18 protein-coding genes are annotated in these 18,427 nt (G+C 70.1%); 14 read left to right on the forward strand and 4 right to left on the reverse strand.

The genetic code is table 11. The annotated features are described in order from the left end of the window. The first annotated feature begins 183 nt into the window (after positions 1 to 183). Genes ACFV9G_RS00930 through ACFV9G_RS00980 form a run of 11 tightly spaced genes read left to right on the forward strand, consistent with a single transcriptional unit; the run spans position 184 to position 10,792 of the window. Positions 184 to 933 (forward strand): MlaE family ABC transporter permease, encoded by a 750-nt coding sequence (locus ACFV9G_RS00930; protein WP_378724368.1) that lies wholly within the window; start codon positions 184 to 186, stop codon positions 931 to 933. Further along, positions 933 to 1,760: an MlaE family ABC transporter permease gene (locus ACFV9G_RS00935; RefSeq protein ID WP_378723996.1), complete on the forward strand. Its 828-nt coding sequence runs from the start codon at positions 933 to 935 to the stop codon at positions 1,758 to 1,760. Before ACFV9G_RS00930 ends, ACFV9G_RS00935 begins: the two co-directional genes overlap by 1 nt. Before the next feature lie 4 nt (positions 1,761 to 1,764). Next, positions 1,765 to 3,129 carry an MCE family protein gene (locus ACFV9G_RS00940; RefSeq protein ID WP_378723998.1) on the forward strand — a complete coding sequence of 455 codons (1,365 nt, stop codon included), beginning with the start codon at positions 1,765 to 1,767 and terminating at the stop codon, positions 3,127 to 3,129. Further along, positions 3,126 to 4,175: an MCE family protein gene (locus tag ACFV9G_RS00945; protein WP_378724001.1), complete on the forward strand. Its 1,050-nt coding sequence runs from the start codon at positions 3,126 to 3,128 to the stop codon at positions 4,173 to 4,175. Before ACFV9G_RS00940 ends, ACFV9G_RS00945 begins: the two co-directional genes overlap by 4 nt. Further along, positions 4,172 to 5,248 (forward strand): MCE family protein, encoded by a 1,077-nt coding sequence (locus ACFV9G_RS00950; RefSeq protein WP_378724003.1) that lies wholly within the window; start codon positions 4,172 to 4,174, stop codon positions 5,246 to 5,248. Before ACFV9G_RS00945 ends, ACFV9G_RS00950 begins: the two co-directional genes overlap by 4 nt. A gap of 4 nt (positions 5,249 to 5,252) precedes the next feature. Further along, on the forward strand, positions 5,253 to 6,464 hold the full coding sequence (locus ACFV9G_RS00955; RefSeq protein WP_378724004.1) for an MCE family protein: 1,212 nt from the start codon (positions 5,253 to 5,255) through the stop codon (positions 6,462 to 6,464). Then, entirely contained in the window at positions 6,461 to 7,621 is a 1,161-nt protein-coding gene (locus ACFV9G_RS00960) for an MCE family protein (RefSeq protein ID WP_378724007.1), read from the forward strand. The genes ACFV9G_RS00955 and ACFV9G_RS00960 overlap by 4 nt, the downstream gene beginning before the upstream one ends. Further along, a complete protein-coding gene (locus tag ACFV9G_RS00965; RefSeq protein WP_378724009.1) occupies positions 7,618 to 9,039 on the forward strand; it encodes an MCE family protein in 1,422 nt (473 codons plus the stop codon). The genes ACFV9G_RS00960 and ACFV9G_RS00965 overlap by 4 nt, the downstream gene beginning before the upstream one ends. Further along, positions 9,036 to 9,509: a hypothetical protein gene (locus tag ACFV9G_RS00970; RefSeq protein ID WP_378724011.1), complete on the forward strand. Its 474-nt coding sequence runs from the start codon at positions 9,036 to 9,038 to the stop codon at positions 9,507 to 9,509. Before ACFV9G_RS00965 ends, ACFV9G_RS00970 begins: the two co-directional genes overlap by 4 nt. Beyond that, positions 9,506 to 10,177 (forward strand): hypothetical protein, encoded by a 672-nt coding sequence (locus tag ACFV9G_RS00975; RefSeq protein WP_378724013.1) that lies wholly within the window; start codon positions 9,506 to 9,508, stop codon positions 10,175 to 10,177. The genes ACFV9G_RS00970 and ACFV9G_RS00975 overlap by 4 nt, the downstream gene beginning before the upstream one ends. 21 nt (positions 10,178 to 10,198) lie before the next feature. Continuing rightward, on the forward strand, positions 10,199 to 10,792 hold the full coding sequence (locus tag ACFV9G_RS00980; protein ID WP_378724015.1) for a TetR/AcrR family transcriptional regulator: 594 nt from the start codon (positions 10,199 to 10,201) through the stop codon (positions 10,790 to 10,792). Here the strand turns inward: ACFV9G_RS00980 and ACFV9G_RS00985 are convergent. The 3 genes from ACFV9G_RS00985 to ACFV9G_RS00995 all read right to left on the reverse strand — a co-directional run bounded on the left by ACFV9G_RS00985 (position 10,789) and on the right by ACFV9G_RS00995 (position 14,076). Beyond that, positions 10,789 to 11,607: an oxygenase MpaB family protein gene (locus ACFV9G_RS00985; protein WP_378724017.1), complete on the reverse strand. Its 819-nt coding sequence runs from the start codon at positions 11,605 to 11,607 to the stop codon at positions 10,789 to 10,791. The two genes, ACFV9G_RS00980 and ACFV9G_RS00985, sit on opposite strands and share 4 nt — an antisense overlap. 70 nt (positions 11,608 to 11,677) lie before the next feature. Continuing rightward, complete coding sequence (locus ACFV9G_RS00990) at positions 11,678 to 12,772, reverse strand: hypothetical protein (protein ID WP_378724020.1); 1,095 nt, start codon at positions 12,770 to 12,772, stop codon at positions 11,678 to 11,680. A gap of 17 nt (positions 12,773 to 12,789) precedes the next feature. Continuing rightward, positions 12,790 to 14,076: an oxygenase MpaB family protein gene (locus ACFV9G_RS00995; RefSeq protein ID WP_378724023.1), complete on the reverse strand. Its 1,287-nt coding sequence runs from the start codon at positions 14,074 to 14,076 to the stop codon at positions 12,790 to 12,792. 93 nt (positions 14,077 to 14,169) lie between these two features. Between ACFV9G_RS00995 and ACFV9G_RS01000 the strand changes: the two genes are divergently transcribed. Next, positions 14,170 to 14,763, forward strand: a complete 594-nt coding sequence (locus ACFV9G_RS01000; protein WP_378724026.1) for a TetR/AcrR family transcriptional regulator — start codon at positions 14,170 to 14,172, stop codon at positions 14,761 to 14,763. 31 nt (positions 14,764 to 14,794) lie between these two features. Here the strand turns inward: ACFV9G_RS01000 and ACFV9G_RS01005 are convergent, their stop codons facing one another. Beyond that, a complete protein-coding gene (locus ACFV9G_RS01005; RefSeq protein ID WP_378724029.1) occupies positions 14,795 to 15,355 on the reverse strand; it encodes a MarR family winged helix-turn-helix transcriptional regulator in 561 nt (186 codons plus the stop codon). Between the two features lie 160 nt (positions 15,356 to 15,515). Here ACFV9G_RS01005 and ACFV9G_RS01010 point away from each other — a divergent pair, with 160 nt between their 5' ends. Both ACFV9G_RS01010 and ACFV9G_RS01015 read left to right on the forward strand, forming a co-directional pair. Continuing rightward, positions 15,516 to 16,892, forward strand: a complete 1,377-nt coding sequence (locus tag ACFV9G_RS01010; protein WP_378724031.1) for an MFS transporter — start codon at positions 15,516 to 15,518, stop codon at positions 16,890 to 16,892. Beyond that, positions 16,889 to 18,379, forward strand: coding sequence for an aldehyde dehydrogenase (locus ACFV9G_RS01015; RefSeq protein WP_378724034.1), 1,491 nt, complete (start codon positions 16,889 to 16,891; stop codon positions 18,377 to 18,379). Before ACFV9G_RS01010 ends, ACFV9G_RS01015 begins: the two co-directional genes overlap by 4 nt. Positions 18,380 to 18,427 lie beyond the last annotated feature (48 nt).

Below are 18,427 nucleotides of genomic sequence, written 5' to 3' on the forward strand. Positions count from 1 at the left end.
GGCTGACGCGTTTCCGAGGAGCGACCAAGCGTGTGAATCACGATTTACTTAGTGCTCTCGACGGATCGGCGTGACGTGCGTTACTTTCGTGCACCTCTCTCGTTGTCAGTTTGCCAACAAGCACCGTCCCCAACGCAGGAGGCCCTCGTGAGCCTGCAGCCAGCGGTTGCCGCCACGCGTGTGATGGTGCCGGTCGGTGCCTACTTCGCCTTCGCCTGGGACGTCCTGCGTGAGCTGTTCCGCGGCGGCTTCGCGACGCGGGAGTTCTTCGACCAGGCCTGGTTCGCGGTGCGCGTCTCGCTGCTGCCGACGGCCGTGATCACCGTGCCGTTCGGGGCGGTTCTCTCGCTTCACATCGGGTCGCTGTTCGCCCAGCTCGGGGCGCAGTCGTTCACGGGGTCGGTCGCGGTCCTCGGGATCGTGCAGCAGGCCGCTCCGGTGGTCACGGTGCTCGTGGTGGCCGGCGCCGCGGGCACGGCGGTCGCCGCCGATCTGGGTGCGCGCACGATCCGTGAGGAGATCGATGCGATGGAGGTGCTGGGCATCAACACCATCCGCCGTCTGGTGGTGCCGCGCGTGGTCGCGCTCGCGGTGGTGGCCACGCTCCTCAACGCGGTCGCGACGACGGTCGGGGTCGGCGGCGGCTACGCGTTCAACGTACTCGTGCAGGGTGGGTCGCCCGGGGCCTACATCCACTCCTTCACCACCCTCTCCCAGCTCGCCGACCTGTGGATCGGGGAGCTCAAGGCGTTCGTCTTCGGGCTGATCACGGGCACGGTCGCCTGCTATCAGGGGATCAACGCCAAGTCCGGGCCGCAGGGCGTCGGCGACGGGGTCAACCAGTCGGTGGTGATCTCGTTCGTGCTGCTCTTCATCGTCAACGCCGCGATGACGCTGCTCTACTACCAGATCGTCCCGCCGAAGGGCATGTGATGGCGTCCACCAGACGAGCTGTGAGTGCCGGCGTCGAGGCCTTCGCTGGCCTGGGGGACCAGGTGGTCTTCTTCGGACGAGCACTCGCCGGCGTACCGCTGACCCTGGTCCGCCACCGCAAGGAGGTGCTGCGCCAGCTCGCCGAGGTGAGCTTCGGCCGCGGCGCGCTCGTCCTGGTCGCCGGCACGGTCGGCATCATCATCTTCGAGGTGCTCGCGGTCGGCAGCGTCGTCGGGCTGGTGGGCTACCAGGGGCTGAAGCAGGTCGGGATCCAGCCGTACGTCGGCTTCCTCTCCGCCTACTTCAACACCCGCGAGGTGGCCCCTCTCGTCGCCGCGAACGCCCTGGTCGCCACGGTCGGCGCCGGGTTCACCGCGCAGCTGGGCGCGATGCGGATCAGCGAGGAGATCGACGCCATCGAGGTGATGGCGATCCACTCGGTCCGCTACCTGGTCAGCACCCGGATCGTCGCCGCGCTGCTCGCCGTGATCCCGCTGTACCTGATCGGGTTGATGGGGACGTACGCGGCCACCCAGGCCGTCTCGGTGCACTACTACGAGCTCACCGTCGGCACCTACGACCACTACTTCGACCTGTTCCTGCCGCCGATCGACATCCTCTACTCCTTCGGCAAGGTCATCGTCTTCACGCTCGTCATGACGCTGATCTGCTGCTACTACGGCTTCAACGCGACCGGCGGCCCCGCCGGGGTCGGGGTCGCGGTCGGGCGCGCGGTGCGGCTCTCGCTGGTGATGATCGTGGTGACCGACTTCTTCCTCAGCCTGGCGCTGTGGGGGTCGACCACCACCGTCCGGATCGCGGGGTGAGGTGATGTCGCGGATCGGTCGCCGAGCGGCGTACGGGGTGGTCTACTGCCTCGTCCTGGCGCTGCTGGTCACGCTGTGCGTCGGCATCTACCGCAAGGCGATGCCCTGGCAGCGCACCGCGGAGGTCACCCTGGTCGCGGCTCGGGCCGGGCTCGGGCTGAACCCGCAGTCGGACGTGAAGTTCCAAGGCGTCCTCGTCGGTCAGGTCTCGGCGGTGCACCCCCGCCCCGACGGCGTACGTGTCGACCTGGCCATCGAGAAGGACAAGCTCGCCCTCATCCCGGCGAGCGTGTCCCCGCGGGTGGTGCCGAAGACCCTCTTCGGCGACAAGTTCGTCGACCTGGTCGGTTCGCCCGACCCCGGTCCGAGCCGGCTGAGGTCGGGCCAGGAGCTGCGTGTCTCCCAGGTCGCGGTCGAGGTCAGCGACCTGTTCAGCCGGCTGGAGCCCATCCTGGCGGCGGTCGACCCGGCGAAGCTGTCGACGGTGCTGTCGGTGATCGCCGAGGTGCTCCACGGCCGCGGCGGCCAGATCGCGGCCACGCTCGACCGGACCCGCGAGTTCCTGGAGCAGGTCGACCCCCACCTGCCCACGCTGGTGGCGGACCTGCGCTCGCTCGGTCGCACCGCCGACGTCTACGCCGAGGGGGCCGACGATCTCGGCACGATCCTCACCTCGGCCGCCGGCCTGAGCCAGGACCTGCTCGTGCCGAGACAGCGCACCTTCGACCAGATGCTCGACCAGGTCACGGGCGTCTCAAAGCAGACCTCGGACCTTCTCGACACCAGCGGGGACACGCTGGTGAAGGTGAGCGGGCGCCTCGAGCCGGTGACCGAGCTGCTGGAGGAGTACTCCTCGGTGCTCGGGTGCACGATCACCGGCACGCGGATCGTCGACACCCTGGCCAACGAGGTGATGGGCTCGCGTGGCCCCTACGTCAGCCTGACCATCGACATGCTCACCGACCAGGCGCCCTACACCTACCCCGACGACCTTCCGACCAACCCGTCGTCGACCGCTCACGACAGCAGGCTGCCCGCGATCTACCCGGGCTGGGAGCCGCACTGCCCGGAGTTCACCGACGCGGTGCTGGCGATGCGGAACCACGGTCCCTACTCCCAGCTGCTCCCCGGCGTCGTGCTCGACCTGGACGAGGCTCGCGGGACCGACGAGGCGGGGAGCGGCCAGACCGCGCCGGCCGGCGAGCGCGAGAGCGCCGCGATGACCGACGCGGCGGTCGCCCGGGCGCGTGAGGCGCTGGCCCGGGCGATGGCCGCCTCGCTGACCAGCACGCCTCAGGACGAGGTGCCCGGCTACGCCGGGATGCTGCTGACCCCCTTGGTCTCCGACGGAGAGGTGGACCTGCCATGAGGAGGAGCCCGCTGCCGGCCTCCGCGGTCAAGCTGCTCGGCTTCGCCGCGGTGTGCGCGGTCCTGCTGGGCCTGCTCGCGGTGACGATCGGCAACATCAGCTTCCGCACCACCCACACCTATGCCGGGCTGTTCACCGACGCCACCGGCGTACAGCAGGGGGACCGGGTGCGTTTCGCAGGTGTCGACGTCGGCTCGGTGCAGGGCGTCGAGCTCGATGGGGACGACCTGGCGAGGGTGATCTTCGAGGTGGACGAGGAGATCCCGATGTACGCCGCGGCGCGGCTCCAGCTCCGCTACGAGAACCTGCTCGGCCAGCGCTATCTCTCGATCGCCGCCGAGCCCGGCTCCGGCGTCATGATGCCGCCCGAGGGCACCTACGGGGTCGATCACACCACCCCGGCGCTCAACCTGACCGACCTGTTCAACGGCTTCCAGCCGCTGTTCCGCGCGATCGACCCGGAGAAGGTCAACCAGCTGAGCCTGGAGCTGGTGCGCGCCTTCCAGGGCGAGGCCGGGCGGATCACCTCGCTGATGACCCACCTGGAGTCGCTGACCAGCACGATCGCCGACCGCCAGCAGGCCATCGACCGGGTCATCGACAACCTCAACACCGTGCTCACCACGGTCGGCGAGCGCGACGCCAACCTGACCGCGCTGATCGTGGAGTTCAAGCAGCTGATGGCCGGCCTGGCCGCCGACAAGGACACGATCAGCGCCTCGCTCACCGACACCGCGGAGCTGCTGACCACGGGCGGGGCGCTGCTGCGTGACGTACGCAGCCCGCTGCACGACAACCTCGTCCCGCTCAGCGACCTGGCTGCCCAGCTCAACGACGACCGCGACATCCTCGACAAGTCGCTCGATCGCGCGCCGATCAAGCTGCGCGCGGCCAACCGGGCGGCCTCGCACGGCTCCTGGTTCAACTTCTTCGCCTGCCAGATCGGCCTGCAGATCACGCTGCTGGACGGGCAAGTGATCAACCTGAGCAGCCCGTCGGTCTCGGCCAACGAACGCGACACGGTCTGCGGTGGGGGTGAGCTGTGAACCGGACACGCTCGGACAAGGACCTCGTACGCTTCGCCCTGCTCGGCACGCTCGCCATCGCGCTCGCCTTCGTCACGGTCATGAACTGGCAGCGGCTGCCGCTGGTCAGCGGTGGCACCACGACCTACACCGCGGAGTTCGCCGACGCCTCCGGACTCGTCGAGGGCGAGGACGTCCGGGTGGCCGGGGTGAAGGTCGGCACGATCACCGACATCAGCCTCGGCAGAGGCAAGGTGCTGGTCGGCTTCGAGGTCGCCGACATCGAGGTGGGCGAGCAGAGCACGGCCCGGATCGAGATCAAGACCCTGCTCGGCCAGCACTACGTCAGCCTGCGCACCCACGGAGAGCCGCTGCAGGACGGCGGCACCATCCCGCTGGCGCGCACCTCGACCCCGGTCGACATCGTCCCCACGCTCGACGAGCTCGGGAGGAAGACGGCCGAGCTCGACTCGGCCAAGATGGCCGAGGCCTTCGCGGCGCTGGCCACGGTGCTCGACCGGGCCGCGCCCCAGCTGGAGCCGACGCTGAGGTCGCTGACCGACATCTCCCAGGCGATCAGCTCGCGCGACGAGAAGATCCGCGAGCTCTTCGAGAACACCAGGACCGTCTCCGGCGTGGTCGCCGCCCGCGACCAGGATCTCCAGGAGCTGCTGGCCAGCTCCGCGCAGGTCCTGCAGATGCTCGAGGAGCGTCGTGAGGTGCTCGACCAGCTCATCGCCGGCACCAAGCTGCTGGCCACCCAGGCGCGCGCGGTGATCACCGAGAACGAGAAGCTGCTCGAGCCCACCCTGGCCAAGCTGGACGCGGTGCTCCAGGTGCTGCGGGCCAACCGCGAGCAGCTCGACGCGATCTTCGAGAACAGCCTCGCCTACGCCCGCTCCTTCATGGGCGTTGCCGGCACCGGGCGCTGGCTGGACGCGACCGTCGGGCTGCCCCAGGGCGCCGCGGTGTGCCTGCAGCCCGACGCCGGCGACCTGGGCGACCTGGTCGGCGGGCTGCTGAGCGGGGTCAACGAGGCCCTCAACCAGTCCGGCCAGCCGTGCCTGCCGGCCGGACCCGCGGTGAAGAGGTGAGCCGATGAGAACCTTCAGGATCTGGATGGCGCTGGTGGTGGCGATCCTGCTCGTCGCGGCCGGCGCCACGGTGCTCGACCTGCACGAGCGGGAACGTCGCCTGACGGTGATGTTCAGCCGCACCACCAGCCTCTACGAGGGCGCCGCGGTCAAGGTCCTCGGCGTCAAGGTCGGCAGGGTCACCCGGATCGAGGTCGATGGCACCGAGGTCGCGGTCACGATGACCTACGACCGGGACGTACTCCTGCCGAAGGACGTGCACGCGATGATCGTGCCGCCCTCGCTGGTCGGCGACCGGTTCGTGCAGCTGGCGCCGGCCTACCTCGACGGGCCGGTGCTGCCCGACGACTCCCGGCTCGGCGTCGAACGCTCCGGGGTGCCGCTCGAGCTCGACGACACCTTCGAGGGACTGGACGAGCTCGCGGTCGGGCTCGGGCCGGACGGGGCCAACCGGGACGGTGCGCTCTCGGACCTGCTCGCCTCCTCCGCGGAAGCGCTCGACGGCAACGGTGAGCTCTACCGCGAGACGGTGACCGAGCTGGCCGCCGCGCTCGACACGCTCGCGACCAGCAGCGACGACGCGTCCGCGACCGTGACCAACCTGGACACCACCACCAAGACCCTGGCCGGCAGCGACGAGGAGATCCGGGCGGTCGTCACCGCGCTGGCCACCATCGGTGTGCAGCTCAACGGCCAGCGCGGCGACATCAAGGCGGCCGTCGTCCAGCTGCGGCTGGCGCCGCGGGCGCTCGCCGACTTCGTGCACGGCAACCGTGGCAACCTCGACCGGACCATCGCCGACCTGACCGCGGTCGTGGACCAGGTCGACGACCACAGCGCCGAGGTCGGCGAGGTGCTCAGCCTGACCCCCGCGGGGCTGTCGAACCTGATCGAGTCGTTCGTCCCGATCAACTCGAAGATCGAGGACGTCACCAAGCTCGACCCGGCCGCGCGGGCCGGGTCGCTGGTGCTGCGGGCCAACCTCCTCGACAGCCTCGACGTCACCCTGGCCACGGTCTTCGACACGATCTGCGCCGAGTTCCCTGCCGACCTGAAGGTGCAGCTCGCGGGGATCTGCGGCGCGTTGCGCTCCGCGGGCGGGGACATCGGAAAGGTGCTCGACATGCTCGTGCACGCATCACCCGACGGGATCCTGCAGCTCTCCGGCGCCAGGACCACCACCCTGCCGGGTCTGTTGACGGGAGGCGTCGAATGAGACGGCTCGCCATCGCGCTCGCCGCAGGGTCGGTCGCGATGAGCGGATGCTCCTTCACCGGCGTACAGGATCTGCCGCTGCCCGGTGCGGTCCACGGCGACGACACCTATCCGGTGACGGTGGTCTTCGCCGACGCCAACAACCTGGTGCCCAACGAGACCTGCCGGATGAACGACGCGATCGTCGGGTCGGTCGAGTCGGTCACCCTGGGCAAGGACCTGCGCGCACACGTGGTGTGCCGGGTGCGAAGGTCGGTGAAGCTGTCCGCCAACCTCTCCCCGACGCTGGCCGAGACCAGCCTGCTGGGGGAGAGGTACGTCGCCCTCGAGCCGCCCGCGGGCGAGGAGGAGCGTGGTGTGCTCGCCGCCGGCGCCACCATCGAGGAGGCCGCCACCCACATCAGCCCGAACGTCGAGGTGGTGCTCAGCGCCCTCTCCCAGGTGCTCAACGGAGGCAACCTCGGCAAGGTCGCCTCGATCGTCGACGAGCTGAACGCGGTGCTCACCGGCACCGATGTCCCGGCGACGCTCAAGGCGCTCGAGCGGTTCGTCGCCACGATGGACACCAACCGCGCCACCCTGGTGAGGACGCTGGACTCGCTCGACCGGTTCGCGGCCCGGCTGGCCGAGCAGCGCAGGGCGATCGCGGCCGCGATCGACTCGGTCCCCGCCGGGCTGCGGGTGCTGGAGCAGGAGCGCCCCCAGGTGGTCAGCACCCTGGTCGCCGTGCAGGACCTCTCCGAGCGGGCGACCACCGTGATCGACCGGAGCAAGCGGGCCACGGTCGCCGACCTGGAGAGGCTCGTACCGGTCATGGAGTCGCTGGCCAGCAGCGGAAACGACCTGGCGATGATGATCGAGCGGCTGAGCACGTTCCCCTTCCCTACCAACACGATGGCGGTGATGAAGGGCGACTACGGCGGCGCGCTCGCCAACATCGTGGTCGACGTCGACCTCCTCAACCAGCTGCTGATGCCCCAGGCCGGCTCGCTGGCGGCCGAGACGGCGAAGGACGCCGCGGACGGTGCCGCCTCGACGCAGCAGAAGGAGGGCCCGGACCCGCTGGCCGAGCTCCCGCTGGGCGACCTGCTCGGCTCCGCGCCGCCCATGGATCTCGGGGGCATCCTCGGCGGCATGCTGGGCGGAGGCACCCCATGAGGCGCGTGACCCGGGTCCAGCTGACCGCCTTCGTGCTGGTCTCCGTGCTGGCGATCGGCTACGGAGCGGTGCGCTATCTCGACGCGGGCCACCTCGTCTCCCCGCCCTACGAGGTCTCGGCGGAGTTCGCCGGCTCGGGTGGTGTCTACCCGCGGGCCAACGTCGAGCTGCTCGGCGCCAAGGTCGGCGAGGTCACCGAGCTCAGGCCCGGCCCAGGCACCGGGACCACCGTGGTCATGGCGGTCGAGGAGGGCGTGCAGATCCCCCGAGCGGTCGAGGCCCGGATCCGGGTGAAATCGGCGATCGGGGAGCAGTACGTCGAGCTGACCCCCACCCGTGCCGGCGCCCCCCATCTCCGGGCCGGTGACGTGATCCCGGTGGCGGCGACCCAGACACCGGTCGACACCGCGACGCTGCTCGAGCACGTCGACGCGCTGATGAGCTCGGTCGATCCCGGCGACCTCGGCACGGTGCTCGACGAGCTCTCGACCGGCCTCTCGGGCGGTTCGGGACCGGCCACCGAGCAGATCCTGGACGACTCCGCCGAGATCTCCAAGGTCGCCCTCGACAACGTCGAGGAGATCAACTCGCTGATCGACAACGCCCGCACCGTCCTCGACACCCAGGCCGACCTGGCGCCGACCACGAGCATGTTCCTCGAGCAGATCGCCGGGCTGCTCTCCCAGCTCGAGGCGATCGATCCGGAGATCGGCGAGGTCTTCACCCAGGGCGTACGCGCCGGCACCGAGCTCAACGGCCTGCTCTCCGCCAACTCCTCGGCCATCGCGTTGCTCCTCGACGACACGCTCCACACGGTGGAGATGCTCGATGCGCGGCTGCCGTCGGTCCGCAAGCTTCTGGTCATGCTGCCGTGGATCCAGGAGTCGGTCTCGGCCGTGTTCCGCTACTGCGACGAGATCGACCCGAAGACGGCCGAGCCGGTGAAGAGCTCGTGCCACTACGACCAGCACGGCCGACCGCTCTACTCGGCCTACGTGGGTCTGCAGCTCCCCGAGGTCCCCGGCCGGCGCGGCGGCCAGTCCTACTTCCCGTGCACCGAGGGCTACGAGGGCACCACCCGCTACCTGCCCGACGGCACCCCGCTCGAGGGCGACGGGCCGCCGCAGGAGAAGGATGCCGATCCCAATCTCGAGGCACGGTGCACGGTCGACCCGACCGATCCGGTCGCTCCCGACGTACGCGGGTCCCAGAACGTCGAGGTCCCGGGGACGCCACGGGTCGAACGACAGCACTCCACCCAGGGTTCCTCGGCGCCGCAGATCGCGCTCTACGACCCCACCACCCACACCGTCGCGACCCCTGACGGGACGGTGCGGATGGACACGTCCGCGCCGCCGTCCGCGGCGGGCGACCGGCTCGGTTGGCTTCTGACCGGCGCCATGAGAGGAGAACGATGAGCACGCGAAAGATCGTGACCGGGGTGCTGGCGCTCGCGCTGGTGCTGCTGGTCGCCGCCAACGTCGTGGTCAGGATCCGCGCCACGACCGACGAGGACGGCAGGGCCGCACGCGTGGTCGCCCAGCAGGCCGTGACCGGGTTCTTCAGCCTGAACCACGCCGACCCCGGCAAGGACGTCGACGCGGTCGTGGCGCTCTCGACGGGCACGTTCAAGAAGGAGTACGCCGCCAAGCGCTCCGCCATCGTCGAGAGCGTCACCACGAACAAGATGGTCGTGAAGGCGACGGTGCCCGGTGACGGCGCCGCGCTGGAGTATCTGTCGCGGACCTCGGCCCAGGTGCTCGTCGCCGTCGACGTGCACTCGACCTCGAAGAGCGAGTCGAGCGACTCGCGCTACCGCACCCGGGTGCGGCTGACGAAGCAGGACGATGGCGCCTGGAAGGTGTCGGGACTGGAGCAGATCGGATGAGCGAGACCACGCAGGAGCCTGCTCCGGAAACCCCTGAGGAGACGCCTGAGGAGACTCCTGAGGAGACCCCGGAAGAGACCTCGGACCGGACGGTCGAGGAGGCCCGCCGCCTCGACCTCGGATCGCTGCGGTCCACGCTCGGCGCCAACCGCCTCCACGCCGCGCTGGCCGCCCTGGTCCTCGTCGCCGCGGGCCTGCTCGCCTGGCAGCTGCTCGGCGCACCCGTGGACGACCCGGTTCGCCCGGTGACCTCGAAGGACGGCTACCGGGCCGGCACGGTGCCGACTGCGCAGGACGCCCTCGAGGTGGCCGTCGAGGCCCTGCCCGCGGCGCTGACCTACGACTACCGCACCCTCGACCAGAGCCGCGCGAAGGCGACCGCCCAGATGACGCCGGCCTTCGCCGAGGAGTTCGCGGGGACCTACGACGAGACCGTCGGCAAGCTCGCGAAGGACAAGCAGGCGGTGACCAGGGCGGTCGTCCGTGGCGGTGGTGTCCTCAGCGCGGGCGAGAGCAAGGTGACCACGCTGGTCTTCGTCGACCAGGTGCTGGTGGCCAGCAAGCAGACCGAGAACGAGGCGCCGATGGTCGTCGCGCAGAGCCGTGTCGTCGTGGAGCTGCGCCGCAGCGGCGAGACCTGGAAGGTTGCCGACATCCGCCCCTTCTAGCGATCTCCTACGATGGCGGACATGACCACCGCTGTCGCACCACGGTGGCGTCGTTTGGATCCGGACGAGCGGCGCGACCAGATCCTGGCGTGCGCGGTCCGGCTCTTCGGTGAGCGTCCCTACGCGGCGGTCTCGACCACGGAGATCGCCGCGCAGGCGGGCGTGGCGCGTGGGCTGCTCAACCACTACTTCGGCACCAAACGCGACCTCTACCTCGAGGCCGTGCGCACGATGCTCTTCCTGCCGCCGCCGGAGGAGATCGGCCCGGTCTCGGGCACCATCGCCGAACGGGTCGATGCCGCCGTCGGCTGGCTGGTGAACGTCATCGACACCTACGGCGTCGTCTGGCTCAGGTACGCCGGAGCCGGCGGTGCCGACGCAGACGTCCGCGAGATCCTCGACGAAGCCGACAACCGGGCCGCGGACCGGGTGCTGGACGTGATCGGCTTCGCCGGCACCGAGGCCGAGCGCGCGGTGGCGCACGCGACCGTGCGCGCCTTCGGCGGTGCGGTGAAGGCGATGGCTCGCGAGATCGTCGAGCACAGGACGATCTCGCCGGAGCAGGCGCGCAGGCAGCTCGGCGCGGCCCTGGTCGCGATGCTCGAGGAGCTCTAGATCACCCGCGCCCCGGTGCGCATCCGGCGGCGCATGTCCCACAGCGTCAAGCGGGCGGGGAACTGGCGCAGCCGGCGGGGCATCCGCCGGTAGATCGGCGGGAACGCCCTCCAGAACAGGTCGTAGCGCCGCTGGTCCTTCGCCGTCCACTCGAAACCGAGGATCTCGCGGGTGTGCGGGTCCAGGTTGCCGCGGTCGAGCAGGGCCTGGAGCGGCGTCATCCAGCGCAGCCAGACCGGTGCGCCCTGGGTGATCAGCCGGTGGCAGAAGTCCTGGACGGCGGGGTCGGGCTCCAGCTCGGCGATCTTCTGTTCCCAGTAGGCGTCGAACTCCTCGAGCGTCTCGGGCCACTGCTCGGGGCGCACCTGCAGGGCGTTGCCGAAGATCTGCGCGTCGCGGTAGAGCCGTAGCCGCACCTCCCGGCTCGGCGGACCCCAGATCCGCTCGTGGATGAAGATCCCGTTGTGCGCCAGCGTCGCGGCGACCCACAGCTGCAGCTCGGGGTCGAAGGCGGTGTAGCGGCCGGGGGAGCGGACCGTGCGGTGGGCCCTGTTCACCATCTTCGAGATCGCCCGGCGCTCCTCCTCGGAGCCGAGGATCATGACATAGACGTACGTCATCGTCGTCCGCAGCCGGTCGGCGGGCCGTTGCAGTGTGGTGCTGTGCTCGGCGACGCCGAGCCCGACCCCCTTCTCGGCGAGCTGGAAGAACACGGTCGATCCGGCTCCGAGCATCAACGCCTGCTCGGCGATGAGATCGGCCAGTCCGTACGCATCGTTCTCGTTGGTCTCGGTGGGTTGTTCGGCGATGCTCATGCGGGCCTGCCTTCCGTCCCGATTCGGCGTACTCCGAGTGTAGCGTCAGAATTGAATGTGGGTTAGAAAACTAGTGCAGCGCGACCAGCTCGTGGAGCGTGCGGCCGCGCTCGACCCGGGTGTCGCCGCCGATCGTCACGGTGAGCTCGAAGTCGGAGAGGAAGCGGAAGTAGCCGGGCTCGCCGACCAGTCGACGGACGATCGGCTTGAGCAGCGCGCCGCCGACCCTGGTGCCGACGACCGGGACGTCGTCGAGCAGATCGTGGCCGTGGATGACCTCGCGTACGTCGAGCCGCAGGTCGACGGATGCCTCGCTGACCCCGTCGGCCGAGGCCGCGGTCTCCAGGCGGAGCCAGGTGGGGTAGCCGCGATGGGCGTCGCGATGGTGCTCGAGCGGACCCTCGGTCACGGTGACCTCGCCGGTGCTCAGCACGATCGTGTCGCCGAGAGCCAGCATGAGCGGCTTCGACTCGTGGTGGTCGAACCGCTTCTGCGTCCTCACCATGGCGTAGACGAGGGAGAGGTCCTCGGTGTAGAGACGGCCCCAGTGCCAGCGGTCGATGATCCGGGGCATGTTGCCGACGCCCCAGTTGTGGTCGTGGTAGCCGATGCCGTGGGCCTCGATGGTCTCGCCGTCGAGGACGACGGTGCCGCTCACGACGGCCCGCGGGCCGGGGACCACCCAGCCGAAGAAGTCGCTGTCGCCGTACTTCGTCCAGCCCTGGCCGGGCATCCACGACGGTGTCCGGTTGGTGAAGGTGAGGTCGAACTCGATGCCGTCCTCGGCGACCCTGACCCGGTGCACGGGCAGCGGCTCGGTGCCGACCAGCTCGGCGATGTTGTGGCCGACGCGTGCCCGGCACTGCTCGGCGGAGGCCTCGAAGGCCATGTGCGGGTAGTGCTTGATGACCTGCCTGCGGGTGCCGTCGGGGTGGTAGACGACGACCTCCACGACCGGCTTGCTGCCCGGCGGCTCCTCGGGCCGGCGCTTCTGCAGGAAGACGACGACGGTGTGACCGGTGTCGAGGCGGGCGTCGAAGTACCAGTGCTCGAAGGCCCACTTCGAGTCGGCGGGGTGCAGCGCGTTGTCGCGCGGCTCGACGACGGTCAGCTTGCCGTCCTTGCTGCCGGGGCCGCTCCAGCCCTCGGTGATGGTGATCGCCACGTTGCTCTCTCCTGGGGTCAGCGCCGCAGCGCACTGGTCGCGTCGAACTCGGCCTGCCGGCCCTCCATCTGAGCCGCGTACCAGCTGCGGCGATGGCGGTTCATCACCCTCGCGTGCAGCTGACGCAGGCCGGGCAGTCGACGCAGCAGCTCGACGACCGTCACCAGCGGGAACCGCACGAGGATGATCAGCAGCCACGGGAACGCCGGCGGCACGTCGTACATCCTGCGGGTCTCCGGAGCCATCCACAGGGCGCAGTAGGCCGAGTAGATCCGGTAGTTGTACGCCGCCCGCAGCCGCTTGAGCCCGTGCTGCCCCGGCCTCGGTGCGAAGGCCGCCGGGAACGACTCGATCAGCTCCTTGCCGGCGGGGCCGGCGTCGTAGCTGCGGGCGGCGGTGCTCATGAACAGCACCTGCAGCTGCTCGATGATGGTGTTCGGTGCCCACCGCGGCTGCACTCCGAGCAGGTGGCCCATGTAGCGGTTGAAGTGGATCAGCGCCCGCATCTCCTTCGGCGTCGTCTGGACGCCGGTGAGCCACAGAGCCAGGGCGGGCGCGACGGCGCCGCCGATCTGGGTCATCTGCTCGTAGGTCTGGCTGATCGGCAGGCCCCACGCCTCGTGGTCCCACTCGGGGTGGTCGCCCACCCGCTTGCGGACCGCGACGTGCATGACTCGCACCAGCATCGCGGTCTTGCGTGCCTGGGAGTTCCTCTCGAACAGCTGGCCCGGCTCGGAGACGTCGATCCAGAACTTCACGGTCTCGAGGAAGCGGCGCAGCGCGGTGTCCCCGGCGTACCCGCCCGCCAGGGACAGCGGCATCGCCACGGCGCCCTCGGTGTAGATCTCCAGCGTGATCGCGCCGGCGACGCTGAACAGCATCGTGCCCCAGCGGGTCCAGACGGCCGCCCCCTGCTCGACGAGGTCGCGATCGACCCAGTCCGGCACGGTCTCCAGGTCGGCGAAGAGCGCCTTCATCGACTCCGGAGCGTCGGGCACGGACTCGATGCCGTGGTCGAGCGCCTGGTCGAGCATCGCGCGGCCCTCGCCATGCCCGTACGTCCCGCCGAAGAAGACCTCGGCGACGAACCGTTCAGCCAGCGGGTCGCCGGCGAACTGGTCCTCGCACAGCAGCCGGGCCTGCTCGTCGGTGGGGAAGAGGTCGTGCCCGGTCAGCCTCCGGAACACGTTGCGCCGGCGCTGCCAGTGGGGGAGGTCCTTGCGGTTCCAGTACTGGAACCGCGTCGGGCAGACCTCGCCCGGGGCTCCGGACGGGGGTGGCGGGGTGTGCACGTCGGTGCTCATGGGATCTCCTGATCGCTCGTGCTGCCCGTCACCCTAACCGAGAACCGTACATCTGTGTATGGTTCTGTTTGACCGACCGAGGAGGATGGGGCGATGGCGACCCAGGTGCGACGCTCCCGCGGATCCCGGCTCACGGCCGACGACTGGGCCGCGGCCGCTCTCGACGTGCTGGTGGCCGAAGGCATCGGCGCCGTCGACATCAATGCCGTCTGTCGTCACGCGGGCGTCACGCGAGGCAGCTTCTACTGGCACTTCGCCGACCTGGCCGCCCTGCATGCGGCGATGGCCGAGCACTGGTCGGCGCAGACCCGGGAGGTCCTCGAGCAGCTGGCCGAGCTCGACCTGCTACCACCGCGCGAACGACTCAGGGCGATGACCATGCGCCTCCTCGACGACTCCAACTGGGGCGTCGAGCGTGCGCTGCGCGACTGGGCCCGCACCGAGCCCACCGTCGCCGAGGTGATCGCCGATGGCGACCGGTTCGTCTTCTCCCTCGTCGAGGGCGCCCTGCTCGAGCTTCGCGGCGACCCTGCCGAGGCCCGTGTCCTGGCCGGCCTGCTGGTCTACGCGGGCATCGGCTTCGCCCACGGCCGGTCCGGTCTTCCCAAGCCGACCGCTGAGGAGATCGAGCGACTCTTCGACCTCGTCGGCCCGGACGCGACGCCGTCATCGCCGACGGAATCCTGACCGTCGGGCGTACGTCCTCACCGGGGACGTCTCAGGAGGCGACCTCGCCGTCGGTGTCGAAGTCGGCCTCCACGATGGAGCGCTCGAGCTTGCTGAGCAGCCGGGCGAGCTCGTCGCGCTCCGCTCTGGTGAGGTGGTGGAGCAGTGCGTCCTCCGCGCGCAGGTGGTCCTCGATCGCGCGGTTGATCACCTCGAGGCCCTCGTCGGTGAGCTGGGAGTAGACGACGCGGCGGTCGTCGGCGTCACGCTGGCGGGTGATGAGTCCGGCAGCCTCGAGGCGGTCGAGCCGGAAGGTCACGCCTGCCGAGGAGAGCAGCGAGCCGTTCGCGAGATCGCGGCCGGTCTTGCGGTAGGGCGCGCCCGCGCGGCGCAGCGCGGCAAGGACGTCGAACGAGGCCGAGTTGAGGTCGTGGCGGCCGAAGACCTGGGTCAGGACCGACTGGTAGCGCAGGTAGATCCGGTGCACCCGTCCGAACAGCGCGATCGGAGAGGGGTCGAGGTCGGGGCGCTCGTGAGCCCACTGGGAGACGATCGCGTCGACCGCGTCGTCGCTGCCCGAGGGCTGGTCGGCGCTGGATCCGGTGTCGGTCATGGTCGCAGTGTACGAGCCGGGTCGGGCGTGATGAGACAGGAAGTTAACGCACGAGGGGTTGACGGCCGTTCGTGACGCAGCGCACACTCTAAGCACTTAACGATTAAGCACTTAGGGATTCTTCGTCTGTAGAGTGCTGCGAACCGAAAGTACCCCTCACATGGTCAACATCACCCCGGTGCCGCCGGCCGTCACGGCCGAGCAGATCAGTGCCCGGCTCGAGCGGCTGCCGCTCTCGCGCTGGCACGTCAAGACCCGCGTGCTCGTCGGCGTGGCCACGTTCTTCGACGGTTTCGACCAGCTGATGATCGCCTACGCGCTGCCGGTGCTCATCCCGTTCTTCGGCCTGAACCCCGGCCTGATCGCCTGGACGATCGCCATCGGCGGCATCGGGATGCTGCTCGGCGCGCTGGCTGGTGGCTGGCTGGCCGACCGGGTCGGCCGGGTGCCGGTCCTCATCGGCTCGCTGGTGCTGTACGCCGTCATGAGCCTGCTCATGGCGGGCACCTCCACGCTGTGGATCTTCCTGGTGCTCAGGTTCGTCCAGGGCTTCGGGCTCGGCGCGGAGGTCCCGGTCGCGGCGACGTACATCGGTGAGATCACCCGCGCCCACCGCCGCGGTCGCTTCGTCCTGATCTACGAGCTGATCTTCCCGGCCGGGCTGGTGGCCTCGGCGCTGGTGGCGGCCTGGGTCGTTCCCACCTTCGGCTGGCGCTGGCTGTTCGCGCTCGGCGCCATCCCGCTGATCCTGGTGCCGTTCATGCGGCGCGTCCCGGAGTCGCCCCGCTGGCTCGCCGCGCGCGGCCGCCTGGAGGAGGCCGACCAGGCGACGCGCCGGATCGAGGCGGAGGTCGCCGCTCAGAAGGGTGAGCTGCCCGAGCCCGCGACCGGTGCGACGCAGGCGGTCCGCCAGGGCCGGGCCCGTCTCTCGGAGCTGTTCCAGGGTGTCTACCTGCGGCGCACGCTGATGCTGGCGACGGCCTGGCTCACGGCGTACTTCGTCAACTACGGCATCGCCGCCTGGCTGCCGACCATCTATGGCCGGGTCTTCCACCTCGACGTCGACACCGCCCTGCGCTACAGCGTCGCCACCAGCGTCGCGGGCATCATCGGCTGCATCGTCATCGCGCTGACCATCGACGTCGTCGGGCGCCGGGCGGCGATCGCGGTCGCGATGCTCGGCAGTGCCGCGACCCTGTTCGTGCTCGCCTCGACCGGCGCGACCAGCGCGGGCACCGTCCTGATCTGGTCGGCGCTCTCCGCGATGTTCATCTTCGCGGTGAACCTCGCGCTCTACGTCTACACCGCCGAGCTCTACCCGACCCGGATGCGGGCGCTGGGCGTCAGCGTCGGCGGGGCGTTCGGCAGGCTCGGCATCATCGTCGGCCCGCTCGTGGTCGGTGGCCTCATCGGCCGCGGGTTCTCGATCGCCGACGTCTTCGTCGTCATGGGTGCGGTCGCCGTCGTCGGCGCGCTCACCACGGCCGTGTTCGCGGTCGAGACCCGCGAGCGTACGTTGGAGGAGATCTCCCAGTGAGCGCTCCGGACCTGACGGACCTGGTCGTCCCGGCTGACGAGATCCTGGTCGCGGGGGAGTGGCGCCGCGGCGGCGGAGCGGGTTCGGAGAGCATCGACCCCGCCGACGGCTGCGTGATCACCACCGTGCACCACGCCTCGACCGACGATGTCGACGAGGCTGTCTCCCGCGGGGCCGAGGCCGCCGCAGCGTGGGGCAGGCGGATCCCGCACGAACGGGCGCGCCACCTGCACCGGATCGCCGACGGGATCGAGGGCTCGGCCGAGCGGCTCGCCCGGCTGCAGACCCGTGACACCGGCAAGACGCTGACCGAGACCTCGGCGCTGGTCGCCAGCGCGGCCGGCACGTTCCGCTATATGGCGGCCGCGCTGGAGACCTTCGACGAGGAGCTGACCGCTCCTCGGGGCAGCTCGCTCACGATGAGCGTCCATGAGCCGATCGGGGTGGTCGGCGCGATCACCCCGTGGAACTCGCCGATCGCCAGCGATGCCCAGAAGATCGCACCCGCGCTCGCCGCCGGCAACGCCGTCGTGCTCAAGCCGGCCGAATGGACCCCGCTGGTCTCGCTCGCCCTGGGCCGCATCATCACCGAGTCGGGGCTTCCGCCCGGCTTGGTCTCGGTGCTGCCCGGCCGGGGGGCGGTCGTCGGCGACGCCATCGTGTGCCATCCCGGCGTCGGCAAGGTCTCCTTCACCGGTGGCACCACGACCGGCCGTCTCATCGCCCACGCCGCGGCCGAGAAGCTGATGCCGGTCACGCTCGAGCTGGGCGGCAAGTCCCCGACGATCGTCTTCGAGGACGCCGATGTCGAGGCCGCGATCGCGGGGATCCTGTTCGGCATCTACTCCAGCTCGGGGCAGAGCTGCATCGCCGGGTCGCGGCTCTTCCTCCCCGCTGCCCGCGCCGAGGAGTTCCTCGAGCGCCTGGTCAAGGCCGTCGCGCGCCTGCGCATCGGCCATGGGCTCGACCCGCTCACCCAGGTGGCGCCGCTGGTCCATCACCGGCATCGCGACAGCGTCGCCAGCCACGTCGACCGGGCTCGCGCGGCCGGCGGGGAGGTGCTGGTCGGTGGCGGGGTGCCCGAGGGGGAGGCGTACGCAGCGGGTGCCTACTACCTGCCGACCGTCATCGCAGGCCTGGACAACTCCTCGCCGACCTGCCAGGAGGAGATCTTCGGGCCGGTGCTCTCGGTGCTCACCTACGACGACGAGGACGACCTGGTCGCGCGGGCCAACGACTCGGTCTACGGGCTGGCGTGCGGCCTGTGGACCCGTGACTACCGGACGGCTTGGCGGGTGGCTCGCCGGATCGACGCCGGCACGGTGTGGATCAACACCTACAAGCAGTTCAGCATCTCCACCCCGTTCAGCGGGATGAAGGAGAGCGGCCTCGGCACCGAGAAGGGCCGTCGCGGCATCGCGGAGTACACGCGCCAGAAGAGCCTCTACTGGGGGCTCGACGAGGCGCCGCACCCCTGGGCCGGCTGAGCACAAGGTGACCTGGGCCACGGTTTCCTCTTGACACGAAAAAGCCTA

This window comes from Nocardioides sp. NPDC059952 (assembly GCF_042730435.1).
Taxonomy (GTDB): Bacteria; Actinomycetota; Actinomycetes; order Propionibacteriales; family Nocardioidaceae; genus Nocardioides.